A 16,562-nucleotide genomic window follows, 5' to 3' on the forward strand; every position below is an offset into this window, starting at 1 on the left:
GGCGGCCCTGTTCGTCCGCGGGCCCTGTTCGTCCGGGGGCCCTGTTCGTGCGGGTCCTGGGGACCGGCGCTACGGACCGAGGACCCGGAAGGTCAGGACTTCGCGCCCGTGTGCAGCGCCACGACGCCCTTGGCCGGGACCGCCGCCTCTGCCTTGCCGTCCTCTCCCACGGTGACGGTGTTGCCCCCGCAGTCGTCCGGTGCGGCCTTGGCGACGTTGCAGTAGGTGCCCGCCGGCAGCGCCGTGGTGAACGTCCGCTTCAGCTCGCCGTCCCCGGCGTTGAGCGCGACGAAGCCCTTGCCCGCGCGGGCGAAGGCGAGTGCGCTTCCCTCCGACCACCAGTCGGTCAGCTCGGCGTTTCCGACGGCGTTCCGGAAGCCGACCATGCCGGTGACGGCCTGCTGGGCGTGCATGTCGGTCCAGCCCTCGGCGCCGCTGGGCGGACCCGCGTCCTTCTCCGACCATTCGTAGCCGGAGTAGACGTTCGGGGAGCCGTACGGGTGGGCCAGCATGAAGGCGTTGGCGAGCTTGTAGAGATCGCCGTCCTTGTAGGTGAGGGTCGAGCCGTTGCGTTCGGTGTCCCAGTTGTCGACGAACGAACGGGCCTTGTCGCTGGGGAGTTTGCCGTCGGCGATGTTCTTCAGCCCGCCGACGTCGCCGCCCTGGAACGCGCTCTTGAGGTGACCGCCGTAGCGGAACTCGTCCACGTCGCCCACCCCGGTGTACTCCTCGGGCTGCACCGCCTCCCCGCCGCCGTGGATGACTTCGGAGACCCAGAAACCGGGGTCGGCCATCTTGCTCTTGATGGCCTGCACGTCCTCGGCCGCCATGTGCTTGGCGGCGTCGATGCGGAAGCCGTCGACGCCCATCTGCCGCAGGCTGTCGAGGTACGCGGCGATGGTGGAGCGGACCTTGTCGCTGCCCGTGTCGAGGTCGGAGAGCCCGACGAGTTCGCAGGTCTGGACGTTCTCACGGTTGGTGTAGTCGCTGATGTCCTTGCGGCAGCCGTGGAAGTCGGCGTCGCCGTAGGTGCCCGGGTAGTCGTACTTGCTGTACTGCGTTCCGCCTGTGCCCTTGCCCGAGCCCGCGGCCATGTGGTTGATGACGGCGTCGGCGATGACCTTCACGCCTGCCTCGTGACAGGTGCTGACCATGCTCTTGAACGCGTCCGCGTCCCCGAGCCGTCCGGCGATCTTGTAGCTGACGGGCTGATAGGAGGTCCACCACTGACCGCCTTCGATGTGCTCCGTGGCGGGAGAGACCTCCACGTAGCCGTAACCTGCCGGGCCGAGGGAGTCCTTGCACGCCTTGCCCACCTCCGCGAAGGGCCTCTCGAAGAGGGTCGCGGTGACGGTCTTCTCGCCGGGCGGGGTCGCCTGCGAGGACCAGGGGGCGAGGGCGGTGACACCTCCGGCCGCCAGAAGCGTGGCCATGGTCGCACCGGTCAGACGCTTGTTCATCGTGTGCGGCTCCTTCGTCGTCCGGCACAGCAGTGCCGTTGAAGGCAGCCACGCGCCAGGCCGCCGTGGGGGGTACGCGACGGAGCCTGCCGCTGCGCCGTGCACGCGTCAAGGCGCGCGCAAAGATTTCCAAGAGATTTCAGCAACATCTTGCCAACGGGCGAATCGTCAACAAGGGGCGGCACAGGGCTGCTTGGGCTGCATGCGCTGATTGAACTGCCTGAGCTGTCAGCGGGAGAGAGCCGCCTTGTCGCCCATGACCACTGCCGGATTCCTCTCCGGGTCCAGGGTGCGCAGCAGGTACTTCATACCTGACTTCGAAAGGCTGACGCAGCCGGACGTACCGCTGCCGTGGTCCACGTGCAACCAGATGCCGCCCCCCTTGGACTGGCCCTGCGGGCGGGTGGGATCGAGCGGTGACGTGCCCTTGACCCTGTTGTAGTCCACTGCGATGACGTGATCGAAGTCGTGCCTCGTCTTCTTCGGCCAGTACGAAGGCGGCGTGAAGGCGGCGCTGTCGGTGTACGGCAGCTTCGAGTCCGGTGCGGGCAGTACGCCGCCGGCGTCGGTGAGCGTGAAGACCCCCACCGGGCTGCGTTTGTCTCCCTCACGGTGTGCGCGGGTCCAGCCCTTGCGGCCGTTGTGCGCCGGCCAGCTGCGGTCCATGTGCCAGTTGCGGCCCTCACGGACGTAGAGCCGCACGGTCGCCTCCGCCGAGTCCTCGCCCTTGCCGTACACCGCCACCACTTGACGTGCGTCCTGCGGGATCCGGCGCTGCAACGAATCGCCCACGCCCGGGACTCGGGTGGGGTCCCGCTTGCCGCCGGTCTCGCCGGACGCCTTGCCGGTGCCGGCCCCGGCTCCGTCCCGCTTCCCGCTGCCGCCTGCGCCTCCGGCCTGGGAGCCGGCGCCGCAGGCGGCCAGAGCCACGACGAGTACGACGGTCGTCGCCGTGACGGCGGCTGCAGGGACCACGCGTGCGGGCGTGCGCTCCGGCGGAGTACCCGCGGCCCGGCGTTCTCGTCCGACTTCACTTCCGCGCATGCCCCCATGGTCCCACTCCGCGCCCGGCCCGCGCGGGCCCCGGGCGGGCGGCCCTGCGAGACGGAGAAAGCACCAGGTCCCGCGGGCACAGTGCCAGTTGAGCCGGACGGCCGTACCGGCACGGAAAACCCGTTGCGCGGCAGCCCACGCGAAGCGACTCTGGGCCGGGCGACCACACCGCCGCCCCTCCTCGCTGCGACCTGCCCGCCGGGTCTCCTCACCGAACGTGCCCTGCCGTCGCCGGCGTGCGCAGCCGTGCCGTCGGCCCTGACCGCTCCGACTCACTCCGACCACCGATCAGCCATGGGACGTCATGCAGATTCGCGACCTTCCGTTCTCCGACCCCGGCGTCCCCGATGTACGTACCGGCACCCGCTTCCTGCTGTGGATCGGCCGCATGCAACTCGGGGGCCAGGCCAGATCGCTGGGCTGGGGCACTCTCCACATGGCGTCGGTCGCTTCCGTACCCGCCGTCGTGGGACTGGCCGTCCAGGCGGTCGTCGAGAGGTCGGGAGCCGGCCTGGTGCGGGCGGGGGCACTGATGGCCGTGCTCGCGGTCACCGTCACGCTGGGCGACACCATGCTCCACCGCACGGCGATCACCAACTGGGTGACCGCCGCCGCCCGGGTGCAGCAGCTCCTGGCGCGCAGGACCGCGGCCCTCGGGGCGACTCTCACCCAACGCGTCGCCGCCGGTGAGGTGGTGGCCGTCTCGACCGGCGACATCGAGAAGATCGGCTGGTGCGTGGAGTCGGCCTCCCGTTTCAGCGCCGCTCTGCTCGGTGCCGTCGGCGTCTGCGCCGGACTGGTCGTCTACGAACCGCAGTTGGGGCTGCTCGTCACGTGCGGAATGGCCGTGCTCGCGGTGACCGTGCTGCCGCTGCTGCCCCGTGCGACACGGCGGGCCGACCTTCAGCGTGAGAAGGCCGGACGGGCCACGGAGCTGGCTGCCGACACCGTCGCGGGGCTGCGCGTGCTGCGTGGCATCGGCGGTGAAGAGCTGTTCCTGACGCGCTACCGCAGCGCGTCGCAGGAGGTGCGCCGGGCGGCGGTACGCACGGCACGCATGTGGGCGCTGATCGAGGCGATCCAGATCGCCCTGCCCGGTCTGCTGCTCCTGGCCGTGGTGTGGCACGGTGCCCGGCTGGCCCTCGACGGACGCATCGGCGTGGGCGAACTCGTCACCGTCTACGGGGCGGTGACCTTCCTGCTCTTCCCGCTGCGGCTCTTCCAGGAGTTCGCCATGGCCTACTCCTTCTCCCGCCCCTCGGCGCTGCGGGCCACCCGGGTGCTCTCGCTGCGGCGGGGTACCGCGGAGGACGCCGGAGGGGCGGGAGCGGGCAGCGGCGCACCGGAAGACGGAGGATGCGGCAACGTCCCCGGCCCCGGGGAGCGGCTGGAGAGCGCCGCGCTCGACGGCGACCTCTACGACCCGGTCACCGGGTTGCGGGCGGCGAGCGGGAAGCTGACAGCCGTCATGTGCGGCGATCCGGACGCGGCGGGCAAGCTGGCGGACAGGCTCGGCGGGCACGCGCCTGAGCGCACCGGAGCTGCTTCGGTACGGCTCGGTGGCGTACCCCTCGACGAGCAGCCGCTGGCAACGGTGCGCGGCGTGGTGCTCGTGCAGGACAAGGACCCCGTGCTGCTGTCCGGGACGGTTCGTGAACTGCTCGACGTGCCCTCCTCCGGAGGGCTGTCCGCGCGGCGTGCGCTGCGGGCAGCGCAGTGCGGCGACGTGCTGGACGCGCTGGTGCAGGGCAGTCCCGAGGCGGACGGGGACGCCCTGAACGCCTCCGTGACGGAACGCGGGCGGTCCCTCTCCGGCGGGCAGCGGCAGCGGCTGGCCCTGGCCCGCTCGCTGGTGGCCGACCCCCGTGTGCTGGTGCTGGACGAGCCGACCTCGGCCGTCGACGCGCACACCGAGGCCCGCATCGCGGAGGGTCTGCGAGGGGTGCGGGCGGAGCGCACGACGGTGGTGTTCTCCTCCAGCCCGCTGATGCTGGACCGGGCGGACTCGGTCGTCCTCGTGCAGGGCGAGCAGGCCGTGGCGACCGGCTCGCACCGCGAACTGCTGCACACCCACGGCGCGTACCGGGCCATCGTCACGCGTGAGCCGGACGCGGACCGGGAGCACATCCCGGCCGGTGAGGCGCAGGAGCGCGTGGATTTCGCGCGGAGTTCCGGTGTGGGCGGCACCGCCGGCGAGGAGCCTGTCGGGGCGCTCGCGGCCCACGGTCCCGGCGCAGCAGGCGCGGTCGACGGAGCCGCCGGAGCAGACGGGATCGACGCAGTGGACGGCGAACACGGGCAGCTTGCCCCGGCGGAAGGAGCTGAACGGGCATGACAGCGGCCATCGGTGCCCCCCTGCCTCCGTACGACCCGGCGGCCGCGGAGAACGCGACGACCCTGCCGGTCGGCGGTCCAGCGACCGTGCGCGCGTACGTGGCCGAGCTGCTCCGCCGGCACAGGCGTGCCTTCGTCACGCTCGTCCTGGTCAACTCCGTCGCAGTGCTCTCCTCCATGGTGGGTCCGTATCTGCTGGGCGGCCTGGTCGAGGACCTGTCCGCGGGGTCGCGGGACCTGCAACTGGGCCGAGTCGTCGGCCTCTTCGTGTTCGCGCTCGCCATTCAGACGTTCTTCGTGCGGGAAGTGCGGCTGCGCGGGGCCATGCTGGGCGAAGAGATGCTCGCCGACCTGCGCGAGGACTTCCTCGTCCGGTCGGTCGCCCTTCCGCCAGGCGTGCTCGAACGGGCCGGCACGGGCGATCTGCTCTCCCGGATCACCACGGACATCGACCGGCTGGCCAACGCCATGCGTGAGGCCGTACCGCAGTTGTCGATCGGCGTCGTGTGGACGGCACTGCTGGTCGGTGCGCTCACCGCCACCGCGCCTCCGCTGGCCCTCGCCGTACTCCTCGCCCTGCCGGTGCTGCTGATCGGCAGCCGCTGGTACTACCGCAGGGCGCCCCGCGCCTACCGCTCCGAGGCCGCCGGATACGCGGCCGTCGCCGGGGCGCTGGCCGAGACCGTCGACGCCGGGCGCACCGTCGAAGCCCACCAGTTGGGTGCGCGGCGAATCGCCCTGTCCGAGAGGCGGATCGCGGAGTGGACGGCGTGGGAGCGTTACACGCTGTGGCTGCGTTCGGTCCTCTTCCCCGTCGTGAACGTCACCAACGTGCTGCTCACCTCGGCGGTTCTACTGCTGGGCGGGGCGTTCGTGCTGCGGGGCTGGATGGACGTGGGGCAGCTGACGACCGGTGCGCTGCTGTCCCAGATGCTCTTCGAACCAGTCGGTCTCATCCTGCGCTGGTACGACGAACTCCAGGTCGCTCAGGTGTCGTTGGGCCGCCTGGTGGGCGTGCGCGAGATCGAATCCGACTCCGGGGAGGAGAGTCTTGCTCCCGAGGGGCGGGAACTGGTCGCGGAGGACGTCCGGTTCGGCTACCGCGCCGGGACGGACGTCCTGCACGGGGTGACGCTGCGCGTGCCCCGCGGGACGCGGGTCGCGCTGGTCGGTCCGTCGGGGGCGGGCAAGTCCACGCTCGGGCGGCTGCTGGCGGGGATCTACGCGCCGCGCACCGGTCATGTGTCGCTGAGCGGCGCGGAGTTGTCGCGGATGCCCGCGGAACGCGTGCGGCGGCACGTGGCCCTGGTCAACCAGGAGCACCACGTCTTCGTGGGGACGCTGCGGGACAATCTGCTGCTGGCACGTACGGACGCGGACGATGCCGAACTGTGGGCCGCGCTCGGCGCGGTGGATGCCGGCACCTGGGCGCGTGCGCTGCGGGACGGGCTGGACACCGAGGTCGGTTCCGGCGGGCTGTCGGTGACTCCGGCTCAGGCGCAGCAGATCGCGCTCGCACGGCTCGTCCTCGCCGACCCCCACACGCTGGTGCTGGACGAGGCGACGTCTCTGCTGGACCCCCGGGCCGCCCGGCATCTGGAGCGTTCTCTGGCCCGTGTCCTCCAGGGGCGTACCGTCGTCGCGATCGCCCACCGGCTGCACACGGCACACGACGCGGACGTGATCGCGGTCGTGGAGGACGGCCGGATCAGCGAACTGGGCGGCCACGACGCGCTGGTGGAGGCTGACGGGGCGTACGCCGCCCTGTGGCGTTCCTGGCACGGCTGAGCCGCAACGGCTGCACACTTCGCGGGCTCTGCCCGGAGAGCTCGCGGGTGTGCGGCGCGGTCGGAGCTGAGGTGCCGTCAGGGTGCGTGTCCGGCTGGAGCACTGTCCGGCGTGCGGGCAGTGCCTCGACGAGGCGCGGTGTCATCGGGGTGAAGCCGGGCGTGCCGTCCCGGCGTGTGCGGGCCGCCGACCTGGTCGGTCCCGGTCCCTCAGCCGATCACTCCGAGCGCTATCAGGCAGCCCGCCCCGCCGAACAGCATGAAGAGCGGCATCAGCAGCCTCGTCTCCACCCACGCCCCTGCCCGGAAACGCATGAACTTCGGGGTGCCCAGCGGGTACCAGCGCTTCCCCTTTATCGGCACGGGCCAGAGGATCGGGCATCCGGAGATCGTGATCGCATCCCCGATGTTGTGCACCAGCGCGCCCAGCACGATGGGCAGTCCGAGCCACAGATATTCCTGCCCGGGGCCTGCGAAGAGCCAGTCGGAGCCGTTGCCGGGCTTGTCGAGGACCCCCGCGAGGGACCAGGCGCTGGTCGCTCCGAGCAGCCAGACCAGCACGTCGCTGGAGACCCGGGCCGCCCGCCACAGCAGCCCCTCCACGGCGAGCACCATGTGGATGAAGAGGATCACCAGCACCGCCCAGCGCCCGCCGAAGACCGCTGCGGCGGAGAATCCGGTGCCGAGGAAGAGCGCCCAGGGCCATGTGTGCGTCAGCGTGCGGTGGCCGCCGGAACGGCGCCGTTCCCCTCCGCTTCGCGTCGCGTTGTAGACGCTCTCCGAGATCTTGTCGATCACGCCGCACAGCGCTCTGGACAGCGGTCCGAAGGCACGGGATATGGTCGCCGACTTGTGGTCGAGGTCCGGCGCCAGGGCAGCACCGGAGCAGATCAGTGCGCCGGCGAGGAGAACGGGCCAGGGCATCGGATGGTCGAGCACCGCCGCGGCGGCCCCCGCTCCGAGCCAGGCTGCCGCTCCCGACAGCGAATGTGCCGGTCCCATCATGATCTGTCTCCCCGCCCCTGTCGCTGCCGCCCGTACCGTCCTCCGCAGTCGGCTCTGCCGCCAACTGACCGCTGCCTGCGCCGTGATGGACCGTCCCGCTGACGCCTGGCCGGCGTCACAGCGTATCGGCAGATGATCACCACAGGAGCACCGGTTCCCGTAACCGGGACGGAGGCAGGCAGTATGGGGTGCGTGACAGCCACCCTTATCGATCAGATGCCGGACGACGCCGATCCCGACGCCCTCTACGAGGCCTTCGCCGGCTGGGCGGAGGAGAGGGGTATCTCCCTCTATCCGGCGCAGGAGGAGGCGCTGATCGAGGTGGTCTCCGGTGCGAACGTGATCCTCTCGACGCCGACCGGCTCCGGGAAGAGCCTGGTCGCCGCGGGCGCGCACTTCACCGCTCTCGCCCGCGACGAGGTGACGTTCTACACCGCGCCGATCAAGGCGCTGGTCTCGGAGAAGTTCTTCGACCTGTGCAAGATCTTCGGCACCGAGAACGTCGGCATGCTCACCGGCGACGCGTCCGTCAACGCCGATGCTCCCGTCATCTGCTGTACGGCCGAAGTGCTCGCGTCCATCGCGCTGCGGGACGGCGCCGACGCGGACGTCGGGCAGGTGGTAATGGACGAGTTCCACTTCTACGCGGAGCCCGACCGCGGCTGGGCATGGCAGATTCCGCTGCTGGAGCTGCCCCATGCACAGTTCGTGCTGATGTCGGCGACCCTCGGCGACGTCACGCGCTTCGAAGAGGACCTGACACGACGTACGGGGCGTGACACCGCGGTGGTGAAGTCGGTGAGCCGGCCGGTGCCGCTCTCCTACGAGTACCGCACCACCTCTCTCACCGAGACGGTCACCGAACTGCTGGAGACGCACCAAGCGCCCGTCTACATCGTGCACTTCACGCAGGCTCAGGCCGTGGAGCGTGCGCAGGCGCTGACGAGCATCAACATGTGCACGCGCGCCGAGAAGGACGAGATCGCCAAAATCATCGGCAATTTCCGCTTCACCACCCGCTTCGGACGCAACCTCTCCCGCTACGTACGCCACGGCATCGGCGTGCACCACGCGGGCATGCTGCCCAAGTACCGCCGACTCGTCGAACGTCTGGCGCAGGCGGGGCTGTTGAAGGTCATCTGCGGCACGGACACACTCGGCGTCGGGGTCAACGTGCCCATCCGCACCGTGCTGTTCACCGCTCTCACCAAGTACGACGGCACCCGCGTCCGTACGCTCCGGGCCAGGGAGTTCCACCAGATCGCCGGCCGGGCGGGCCGCGCCGGCTTCGACACCTCCGGTTTCGTCGTCGCGCAGGCTCCGGAACACGTCGTCGAGAACGAGAAGGCACTCGCCAAGGCCGGGGACGACCCGAAGAAGCGCCGCAAAGTCGTGCGCAAGAAGGCGCCGGAGGGCTTCGTCAACTGGGGTCAGCAGACCTTCGAGAAGCTGATCGCCTCCGACCCGGAGCCGCTCAACTCCCGCTTCCGCGTCACCCACGCGATGCTGCTCTCGGTGATCGCCCGCCCCGGAGACGCCTTCACGCAGATGCGGAAGCTGCTGGAGGACAACCACGAGGACCGCCGCTCGCAGCTCCGCCACATTCGCAGGGCCATCGCCATCTACCGCTCGCTGCTGGACGGAGGAGTCGTCGAGCAGCTCGACGAGCCCGACGCGCAGGGCCGGACCATCCGCCTCACCGTGGACCTCCAGCAGGACTTCGCGCTCAACCAACCGCTCTCCACCTTCGCGTTGGCCGCCTTCGACCTGCTCGACCCCGACTCGCCGTCCTACGCGCTGGACATGGTCTCGGTCGTCGAGTCGACCCTCGACGACCCGCGGCAGATCCTTGCGGCGCAGACCAACAAGGCCAAGGGCGAGGCAGTCGCCGAGATGAAGGCAGAAGGCATCGAGTACGAGGAGCGGATGGAACGGCTGATGGACATCAGCCATCCTCGGCCTCTCGAAGAGCTGCTCTTCCACGCCTACGGTCTGTACCGCAAGTCCCACCCCTGGGTGGGGGACCACCCCCTCGCTCCCAAGTCGGTCGTCCGCGACATGTACGAGAAGGCGATGACCTTCTCGGAGTTCGTCTCCTTCTACGAACTCGCCCGCACGGAGGGCATCGTGCTGCGCTATCTCGCCGGCGCCTACAAGGCCCTGGAGCACACCGTCCCCGATGAGAAGAAGTCCGAGGACTTCCAGGACATCATCGAGTGGCTCGGCGAAATGGTCCGTCAGGTCGACTCCAGCCTGCTCGACGAGTGGGAGCAATTGGCCAATCCCGAGGACGAGAGCGCCGAGGAGGCGCAGGAGCGGGCCGATCAGGTCAAACCGGTCACCGCCAATGCGCGCGCGTTCCGCGTCCTCGTGCGGAACGCCATGTTCCGGCGGGTCGAGCTCGCCGCACTGGACAAGGTGGCCGAGCTGGGCGAGCTCGACGGCGACGCCGGCTGGGACGAGGACGCCTGGGCGGAGGCCATGGACGCCTACTGGGACGAGTACGACGGCCTCGGCACCGGCCCCGACGCCCGCGGGCCGCGGCTCCTCCAGATCGAGGAGGTCCCCGAGGAGGCGCTGTGGCGCGTCCGGCAGACCTTCGCCGACCCCGCCGGCGATCACGACTGGGGCATCTCCGCGGAGGTCGACCTCACCGCCTCGGACGAGGAAGGACGCGCCGTGATCAAGGTGACGTCCGTGGGCCAGTTGTGAGCACTCAGCACGCCGCGACCAGGGAGCAAGCACGATGACCAGCCCCGCCGAACAGCTCGCCGGGCTCCTCGACCTGGAACAGATCGAGATCAACATCTTCCGCGGGCGCAGCCCCCAGGAGAACCTCCAGCGTGTCTTCGGCGGCCAGGTCGCCGGACAGGCCCTGGTCGCCGCGGGGCGGACCACCGACGGGGAGCGGCCCGTACATTCCCTGCACGCGTACTTCCTGCGGCCGGGAACACCCGGCGTTCCCATCGTGTACCAGGTCGAACGGGTAAGGGACGGGCGCTCCTTCACGACCCGCCGCGTGGTCGCTGTCCAGCAAGGCAGAACCATCTTCAATCTCACCGCTTCTTTCCATCAGCCGGAGCCGGGTATCGAGCACCAGGTGCCGATGCCCGATGTCCCCGACCCCGAGGGCCTGCCGAAACTCGCCGAGGAGCTACGGGACCACCTGGGCGAGCTCCCCGAATCGCTCGAGCGCATGGAGCGCCGGGTCGCGTTCGACATCCGCTACGTCGAGAGGCTGCGCTGGGACGCCGATGACCTGAGGGAGGCCGAACCGCGAAGTGGCGTGTGGATGCGAGCGATCGGCTCCCTCGGTGACGATCCCCTCGTGCACACCTGTGCGTTGACCTACGCCAGCGACATGACTCTCCTGGATGCCGTACGCCTCCCGGTCGAACCGCTGTGGGGACCGCGCGGCTTCGACATGGCCTCCCTCGACCACGCCATGTGGTTCCACAGGCCGTTCCGCGCAGACGAATGGTTCCTGTACCAGCAGGAGTCACCCATCGCGACCGGTGGCCGCGGCCTGGCCCGGGGTCAGATCTTCGACCGGGAAGGCAAGTTGATCGTGTCGGTGATGCAGGAGGGCCTCTTCAGAAAGCTGGGCGCCTGAAGTCACCGTCGCGACGCCACCAGGCAACTCCCCGGCGTGGCCCGCGCACCCTGCTGAGCAGGTGCGCCCTGCGCCGCAGCACCGCAGGATCGGCTGCCCTCGCCGGCTTCCGTCCGGTGTCCCGGCCCCTGCAGTCAGGTGCCTTCACCCAGCCCTGACCGGACGCACCTCCTCCGGCAGTGCCGGGTGGGCTCCCAGACTCCGCTCCGGACTGCGGCCGCCCGGCGGGCCGGGAAACAAGCCCGGCTCCGTCGGGGCCTGCCGCACCCGACCCGGCGGACACCTCCCCCGCAGCTGCGCCAACCACCGGTCCCGGCGCCTCCGCCGGTGCTGGCGTCGACAGCTCCTCCCGGCCCGGGGCCCCTCCACCCGCTCCGGGCGGCTCTGCCCGCCCCTCGGAAGAGGCTCCGACGTCCGACGAGGCTCCCCGCTCTTCCCCCCGCTCTGCTTCCTGCCCCTGTGCCGCACGGGCGTCCTGCAGTTCCGCCTCCAGCATCAGCCGGTGCCAGAGGATTTCGTCCTCCGCCTCCGCCACGCAGAGCCCTTCCGCCACCTCTCTCGTGGCCGACGACTCCCCGCGCACCACCATCAACTCAGGTCTGAGAGCCTGCAGAAGGGCTCGTTCGGCCCTGTCCGGGACGGCCTCCTCCAGCACCTCTGGAGTCAGCACCGCCGACCGGGCCGCGGCAACTTCCCATGGCCGCCCTGCCGCCTGGCGGCAGAGCTGGCCGACCCGTCGACCGCGCCAGTGCCGGGGGCGGTAGTCGACTCCTTCACCCAGCAGCACCCGCAGTCCCCGCGGGACGGCTCCGGTGAGCAGTTCGGGGCGCCGCCCGGCGAACGCCTCCAGCTCCCTGGCCAGGTACAGCCAGACCACAGACCTGTAGCGATTGACGTAGAACCGCACCGGACTGAAGCAGCCGCCCCGCGCAAGCCGCGCGAATCGGGCCGTGCAGATGCCCAGCAGTTCGGCACCCTCGCCGGCGTCCACCACGCGTAGACGCTCCTCCAAGCTCTGCGGAAAGCCGGCCGACTCCTTCAGCCGGTTCAACTCCGCCCGCGCAACGCGGCGCGGGTCCTTGGCGCCGCCGTCGCTGCGGATCTCCCCGATCTGCACGGCCAGCTCCAACACCTTGGGGCGCAGCCCCAGTTCCCTCGCGGCCGTGCTCATCGCCACATCGTCCCGCATCGGTCTCCCCCGTCGTCCTTCGCGTCTCCGCTACTCGGTGACTACTGACAGTGACGACACTAGACCGCCGCGAGACTTCGCGCCTCCCCTGTGGATAACTCCCCCGCCGGGCTGCTACGTCCCGTTGCGCGCGGGCAGTCCCAGATGCTCGCCGACGCGGTTGACCAGCAGGGTCATCTCGTACGCGACGGCGCCGACATCCACCTCCTCCCCCGTGAGCACACACAGGCAGCTTCCCTCGCCCGCAGAGGTCACGAAGAGCAGACCTTCCTCGAATTCGATCATCGTCTGCCGTACGCGTCCCGCCCTGAAATGTGCTCCCGACCCCTTCGCGAGAGACTGCAGACCGGACGCGACGGCAGCGAGATGCTCGGCGTCCGCCTTCTCCAGGCTCTGACTGTTCGCGGTGACCAGACCGTCGGTCGAGAGCACCATCGCGTGCCGCACGGACGATATCCGGTCGGTGAGGTCGTCGAGCAGCCAGTCGAGCCCTGTGTTCAGCGCCATTCCGGCGTTCCCCCTTCTTCTCATCAGCTGCCGTGCCACCCTTACCCACCACGAAGCGGTGAGCAACCACTCGCTCACGTGCCGCGTTTACAGCCACGGTCGACGTACGACGGGCGCAGTATGTACGGATGGCTGAGAAGATGACGGAAGACGAGTGGCGGCGCTTCATCTCCGGGGGCACCCGTACCGCCAAGCTCTCGACAGTGCGCGCCGACGGCAGCCCGCACACCGCCCCTGTGTGGTTCGTACTCGACGGCGACGATGTCGTCTTCACCACTGGTGAGGCAACCGTCAAGGGCCGCAACCTCGCCCGTGACGGACGTGCCGCCCTCTGTGTGGACGACGAAACGCCCCCTTACGCCTTCGTCGTCATCCAGGGCCGGGCCGAGTTGAGCGACGATCTGGACACCATGCGGCGCTGGGCGACGCGCATCGGCGGGCGCTACATGGGCGATGAGGTCGCCGAGCAGTTCGGTGCGCGCAACGCCGTCCCCGGTGAACTGCTCGTGCGGGTGCGGATCGAAAAGGTCGTGGCACTGTCCGGCATCGCCGACTGACCGCCCGAGACTGCCCGGGGCACCGGCCGGGCAGTGCGCAATCATGGCGTTCATGCCGCACGAGACGAGTGACGAGACCGCCCGCGTACGTGAGTTCTTCGCGGTCCGCGCTGCCGGATGGGACGCACGGTTCCCGGATGACGGGCCCGCCTACGCCATGGCAGTGGACGAGTTGGGCCTGCACGAGGGCGATGCCGTACTGGACGCGGGCTGCGGCACCGGACGGGCGCTGCCCGCCCTGCGTGCCGCGGTGGGCCGGGACGGCACCGTCCTCGGAGCGGACCTCACTCCGGAGATGCTCGCGGCGGCTGCCGAAGCCGGCCGGCAGAACCTGGCGCACCTGCTGGTCGCCGACGTGTCCCGGCTCCCGCTGGCCGACGGCTGCGTGGACGCCGTCTTCGCCGCCGGTCTCATCTCCCATCTGCCCGGCCCCGCGTCCGGACTGTCCGAACTGGCACGTGTGGTACGCCCGCACGGCAGGCTCGCGCTCTTCCACCCGGTGGGCCGTGCGGCCCTCGCGGCACGCAAGGGCCGCACGCTCACAGCGGACGACGTGCGGGCCCGGCCCAACCTGCGTGCGCTGCTGGCGGCTTCGGGATGGGAGCTGACGTCGTTCACCGACGAGGACGACCGCTATCTCGCCCTGGCGTCCAGGACGCCGTGAGGCCCCGAACCGGGCATCCCTCACGCCCCTTCGACCGGCGGGCTACTTCGCGTCGTGCGGCACGGGGCAGCCGGTCGACGGCCGCCCGGACGCGCCCGGAAAAGTACCCAGGTCCTCGATGCGATAGCCCGTGGGGTAGCCCGGATACCCCTTGATCTCCGGATTCTGGCGGGCGTAGTGGGGCGAGCGCCGAGGCGGCAGCAGCCGGACGGCACGCGCCCTCAGCCGCAGCGCCCTCTGCACGGCCCGGCGGACGGCAGGACGTGGCGGGGAGTAGCGGAACGTCCGCAGCAGTGAGTCGTCCAGCAGTGCCTTGCTCGCGCCGCGTACCGCCGGGGCGAGAACGGAGGGGTACCAGGAGGCCATGAGGTCCAGGGTCGCGTCCGAGACTGTGCGCGACTGCGGGTCCCAGGCGAAGCGGGCCTCTTCGTAGTCGTCCAGGCACTTCTCGAATTCCGCGTAGCAGGAGGGGATCTCACTGATGCCCATGTGCCTGCCGAGAGTGCGGTAGTAGACGGCGGACGCGTGCTGTTCGTGCGGGGAGAGGCGCCGCCAGCCGTAGGCGTCGAGCCAGCGCTTGGGCATCACCACGAAGGTGCACAGCACGTAGCGCATGTCGTCGTCGGAGATGTCGTAACTGCGGTGCATCTGATTGATCCGGCGGATGGCCGTGCGGCCCTCGTCGGAGGAGAAGCCGTGTTCGACGACGGCGTCGAGGAGCAGGGCTGTGTCGTCGTAGCGCTTCTGGGTGCGTTCCGTCAGTTCGGCCGTGCGCGCGAGCAGACGTCCGATGCTGGGTACCGCATAGGTGCGGTACAGCGCGAGTTCGAGGGAGCGCGCGTAGTCCCAGGGGAACTCATAGGTGGCACTGAGCCGGTAGATCTCCAGGAAGTCGGCTTCCGGGTCGAGTTGCAGGATGTGCTTGAGCCGGTCGTATCGCTGCACGCTGCATCCCTCTCATCTGCAGCCCTGCCCTGTCGGCCGAACTGACTCTAGAGTTAAGGTTCCCGGCAACTGACGGAAGGGGAGACAGTGGCCGCCAACGACGACGACGCACTGTACGTGCTGACGGCTGTACTGCTGACTCCCGCCCAGTTCCCGAGTGTTCTCGGCGATGACTACCCCGAAGCCTGCGCGCGACTCGGCCTGGAGCCCTACGCAGAGGGCTACGGGCTCGTCCTGGGGCAGGACGGCGACGGCGCCCGCTGGACGGTCGCCACGGACGACGTGACGCTCGTCGCCTGCGCAGTCGCCGCGTGGGACTGCGGCATGGAGTACGACCTCTCCCCCTCGGAGAGGTCCGTGGCGGCGGTGCTCCCCGGCTGGCCACTGGCTCTCGCCGTGGCGGCACCTGGGGTGCCCGCCCCGCACGATCCCGAGCCCGACCCGGAACAGGGAGTGGGCCACGACGTGCTCGTACCGCCGGACACGGAGGAATGGGGACCCGCTCAACGGCGGCTCGGCGCCGACGAGATAGCACTGCAGTGGGCGACCTGGCGCGAACAGGTCGACGACGAGGTCGAGTTCGTCGAAGCCGGAGAGAAGCCCAACGAGTCGGTGAGACGCGTCCTCGACCAGGTGCGGGCCTACCTGGACGACCCACCGCCACCCGGTCGGATCCGTTCCGCGTTCGCGTCCGGGGACGCGCGCACACTGCGCGCCGACGGGCCGGGCTGGAGCATGGTGGCCCGCACCGACGACATCGCCTTTCTGCTGCTGGACGAGGAGCCGGGAGAGGTGCTTCCCGTCGGGCGTGGCAGTGAACTGCCGCAGCTTCTCGAGGCACTCGACGAGGTGGCCCTGCGCCCGGCGGCCTGAACGTCCGCCGCCCGACGTCTCACACTCGCGGAACGGGCGCGGCCACCGCTCGGGGCTGCCCGCCCCACGGAGGAGCCGGGCGGGCGTTGCGTATCACGCCCCGGCTGGGCCGGTGAGAGACGGAGAAACTGTCACGAGCAGCGGAGCCCCGCGAGGACACGGAGCAGTGGCAGCCGGCCCGGTCGCACCTGGACCGGACCGGCGCACCATGCGTACGAGCGTCAACGGCCCCGTGGATGGATGCCGCCTCAGCGGCAGGGTGCCCGCCTCAGCGGCGCAGCTCCTTGCGGCTCACTCGGCGCAGACGCCGGCGCTGCGAGGGGTCGAGCGTCAGATAGGCGACGACCGGAACGCCGATGATCACCGCCAGGGCGATCCAGAACGATGTCAGCCACCACAGGAGCAGCCCCACGGCCACACCGCCGACGGCGATCTTTCCTCTGTTGGTCATCTCCAGCCTCCTCCGTGACGGCGTGAGCACGTCCGTCACTGTCCAGTAAAACGCGGTTTCCGGCTTCCGGGTTCCCTCCGCGTTTCCGGTTCCGCACGGCTCTGATGTACGGTCGGCCCCTTCG

At 70.2% G+C, this 16,562-nt stretch carries 14 protein-coding genes; 7 read left to right on the forward strand and 7 right to left on the reverse strand.

Annotation, left to right across the window (positions count from 1 at the left end):
- Nucleotides 1-92: 92 nt before the first annotated feature.
- Complete coding sequence (locus ACFPA8_RS13410) at nt 93-1,460, reverse strand: alpha-amylase (protein WP_386447374.1); 1,368 nt, start codon at nt 1,458-1,460, stop codon at nt 93-95.
- A 228-nt stretch (nt 1,461-1,688) separates the two neighbouring features.
- A complete protein-coding gene (locus tag ACFPA8_RS13415) occupies nt 1,689-2,504 on the reverse strand; it encodes a L,D-transpeptidase family protein (RefSeq protein ID WP_386447377.1) in 816 nt (271 codons plus the stop codon).
- Nucleotides 2,505-2,817: 313 nt separating this feature from the next.
- On the opposite strand from ACFPA8_RS13415, the gene ACFPA8_RS13420 reads away from it, so the two are divergent.
- Nucleotides 2,818-4,848 (forward strand): ABC transporter transmembrane domain-containing protein, encoded by a 2,031-nt coding sequence (locus ACFPA8_RS13420; RefSeq protein ID WP_386447380.1) that lies wholly within the window; start codon nt 2,818-2,820, stop codon nt 4,846-4,848.
- Nucleotides 4,845-6,635: an ABC transporter ATP-binding protein gene (locus ACFPA8_RS13425; protein WP_386447383.1), complete on the forward strand. Its 1,791-nt coding sequence runs from the start codon at nt 4,845-4,847 to the stop codon at nt 6,633-6,635. The genes ACFPA8_RS13420 and ACFPA8_RS13425 overlap by 4 nt, the downstream gene beginning before the upstream one ends.
- Nucleotides 6,636-6,844: 209 nt before the next feature.
- Here the strand turns inward: ACFPA8_RS13425 and ACFPA8_RS13430 are convergent, their stop codons facing one another.
- Entirely contained in the window at nt 6,845-7,639 is a 795-nt protein-coding gene (locus ACFPA8_RS13430) for a metal-dependent hydrolase (protein ID WP_386447385.1), read from the reverse strand.
- 183 nt (nt 7,640-7,822) lie between these two features.
- On the opposite strand from ACFPA8_RS13430, the gene ACFPA8_RS13435 reads away from it, so the two are divergent.
- Both ACFPA8_RS13435 and ACFPA8_RS13440 read left to right on the forward strand, forming a co-directional pair.
- Nucleotides 7,823-10,351: a DEAD/DEAH box helicase gene (locus tag ACFPA8_RS13435; RefSeq protein WP_386447388.1), complete on the forward strand. Its 2,529-nt coding sequence runs from the start codon at nt 7,823-7,825 to the stop codon at nt 10,349-10,351.
- 34 nt (nt 10,352-10,385) lie between these two features.
- Entirely contained in the window at nt 10,386-11,252 is an 867-nt protein-coding gene (locus ACFPA8_RS13440; protein WP_386447391.1) for an acyl-CoA thioesterase, read from the forward strand.
- On the opposite strand, the gene ACFPA8_RS13445 is transcribed toward ACFPA8_RS13440, so the two are convergent.
- Together ACFPA8_RS13445 and ACFPA8_RS13450 are read right to left on the reverse strand one after the other, a co-directional pair.
- Entirely contained in the window at nt 11,233-12,423 is a 1,191-nt protein-coding gene (locus ACFPA8_RS13445; protein ID WP_386447394.1) for a DUF6397 family protein, read from the reverse strand. The two genes, ACFPA8_RS13440 and ACFPA8_RS13445, sit on opposite strands and share 20 nt — an antisense overlap.
- Before the next feature lie 132 nt (nt 12,424-12,555).
- A complete protein-coding gene (locus ACFPA8_RS13450; RefSeq protein ID WP_386447397.1) occupies nt 12,556-12,948 on the reverse strand; it encodes a roadblock/LC7 domain-containing protein in 393 nt (130 codons plus the stop codon).
- Between the two features lie 128 nt (nt 12,949-13,076).
- Between ACFPA8_RS13450 and ACFPA8_RS13455 the strand changes: the two genes are divergently transcribed.
- Together ACFPA8_RS13455 and ACFPA8_RS13460 are read left to right on the forward strand one after the other, a co-directional pair.
- Nucleotides 13,077-13,505, forward strand: a complete 429-nt coding sequence (locus ACFPA8_RS13455) for a PPOX class F420-dependent oxidoreductase (RefSeq protein ID WP_386447400.1) — start codon at nt 13,077-13,079, stop codon at nt 13,503-13,505.
- Nucleotides 13,506-13,557: 52 nt separating this feature from the next.
- Entirely contained in the window at nt 13,558-14,169 is a 612-nt protein-coding gene (locus tag ACFPA8_RS13460; RefSeq protein WP_386447403.1) for a class I SAM-dependent methyltransferase, read from the forward strand.
- A gap of 42 nt (nt 14,170-14,211) precedes the next feature.
- On the opposite strand, the gene ACFPA8_RS13465 is transcribed toward ACFPA8_RS13460, so the two are convergent.
- Nucleotides 14,212-15,114 carry an oxygenase MpaB family protein gene (locus ACFPA8_RS13465; protein ID WP_386447406.1) on the reverse strand — a complete coding sequence of 301 codons (903 nt, stop codon included), beginning with the start codon at nt 15,112-15,114 and terminating at the stop codon, nt 14,212-14,214.
- A gap of 87 nt (nt 15,115-15,201) precedes the next feature.
- On the opposite strand from ACFPA8_RS13465, the gene ACFPA8_RS13470 reads away from it, so the two are divergent.
- Nucleotides 15,202-15,987, forward strand: a complete 786-nt coding sequence (locus tag ACFPA8_RS13470; protein WP_386447408.1) for a hypothetical protein — start codon at nt 15,202-15,204, stop codon at nt 15,985-15,987.
- 268 nt (nt 15,988-16,255) lie between these two features.
- Here the strand turns inward: ACFPA8_RS13470 and ACFPA8_RS13475 are convergent, their stop codons facing one another.
- Complete coding sequence (locus tag ACFPA8_RS13475; protein ID WP_386447411.1) at nt 16,256-16,438, reverse strand: hypothetical protein; 183 nt, start codon at nt 16,436-16,438, stop codon at nt 16,256-16,258.
- Nucleotides 16,439-16,562 lie beyond the last annotated feature (124 nt).

The sequence above is a fragment of the Streptomyces ovatisporus genome, assembly GCF_042653885.1.
Taxonomy (GTDB): Bacteria; Actinomycetota; Actinomycetes; order Streptomycetales; family Streptomycetaceae; genus Streptomyces; species Streptomyces ovatisporus.

Excerpts from the sequence above, each read along its gene's own strand:
- ACFPA8_RS13410 (WP_386447374.1), bottom strand. The coding sequence starts at position 1,460 with ATGAACAAGCGTCTGACCGGTGCGACCATGGCCACGCTTCTGGCGGCC.
- ACFPA8_RS13415 (WP_386447377.1), bottom strand. The coding sequence starts at position 2,504 with ATGCGCGGAAGTGAAGTCGGACGAGAACGCCGGGCCGCGGGTACTCCG.
- ACFPA8_RS13420 (WP_386447380.1), top strand. The coding sequence starts at position 2,818 with ATGCAGATTCGCGACCTTCCGTTCTCCGACCCCGGCGTCCCCGATGTA.
- ACFPA8_RS13425 (WP_386447383.1), top strand. The coding sequence starts at position 4,845 with ATGACAGCGGCCATCGGTGCCCCCCTGCCTCCGTACGACCCGGCGGCC.
- ACFPA8_RS13430 (WP_386447385.1), bottom strand. The coding sequence starts at position 7,639 with ATGATGGGACCGGCACATTCGCTGTCGGGAGCGGCAGCCTGGCTCGGA.
- ACFPA8_RS13435 (WP_386447388.1), top strand. The coding sequence starts at position 7,823 with ATGGGGTGCGTGACAGCCACCCTTATCGATCAGATGCCGGACGACGCC.
- ACFPA8_RS13440 (WP_386447391.1), top strand. The coding sequence starts at position 10,386 with ATGACCAGCCCCGCCGAACAGCTCGCCGGGCTCCTCGACCTGGAACAG.
- ACFPA8_RS13445 (WP_386447394.1), bottom strand. The coding sequence starts at position 12,423 with ATGAGCACGGCCGCGAGGGAACTGGGGCTGCGCCCCAAGGTGTTGGAG.
- ACFPA8_RS13450 (WP_386447397.1), bottom strand. The coding sequence starts at position 12,948 with ATGGCGCTGAACACAGGGCTCGACTGGCTGCTCGACGACCTCACCGAC.
- ACFPA8_RS13455 (WP_386447400.1), top strand. The coding sequence starts at position 13,077 with ATGGCTGAGAAGATGACGGAAGACGAGTGGCGGCGCTTCATCTCCGGG.
- ACFPA8_RS13460 (WP_386447403.1), top strand. The coding sequence starts at position 13,558 with ATGCCGCACGAGACGAGTGACGAGACCGCCCGCGTACGTGAGTTCTTC.
- ACFPA8_RS13475 (WP_386447411.1), bottom strand. The coding sequence starts at position 16,438 with ATGACCAACAGAGGAAAGATCGCCGTCGGCGGTGTGGCCGTGGGGCTG.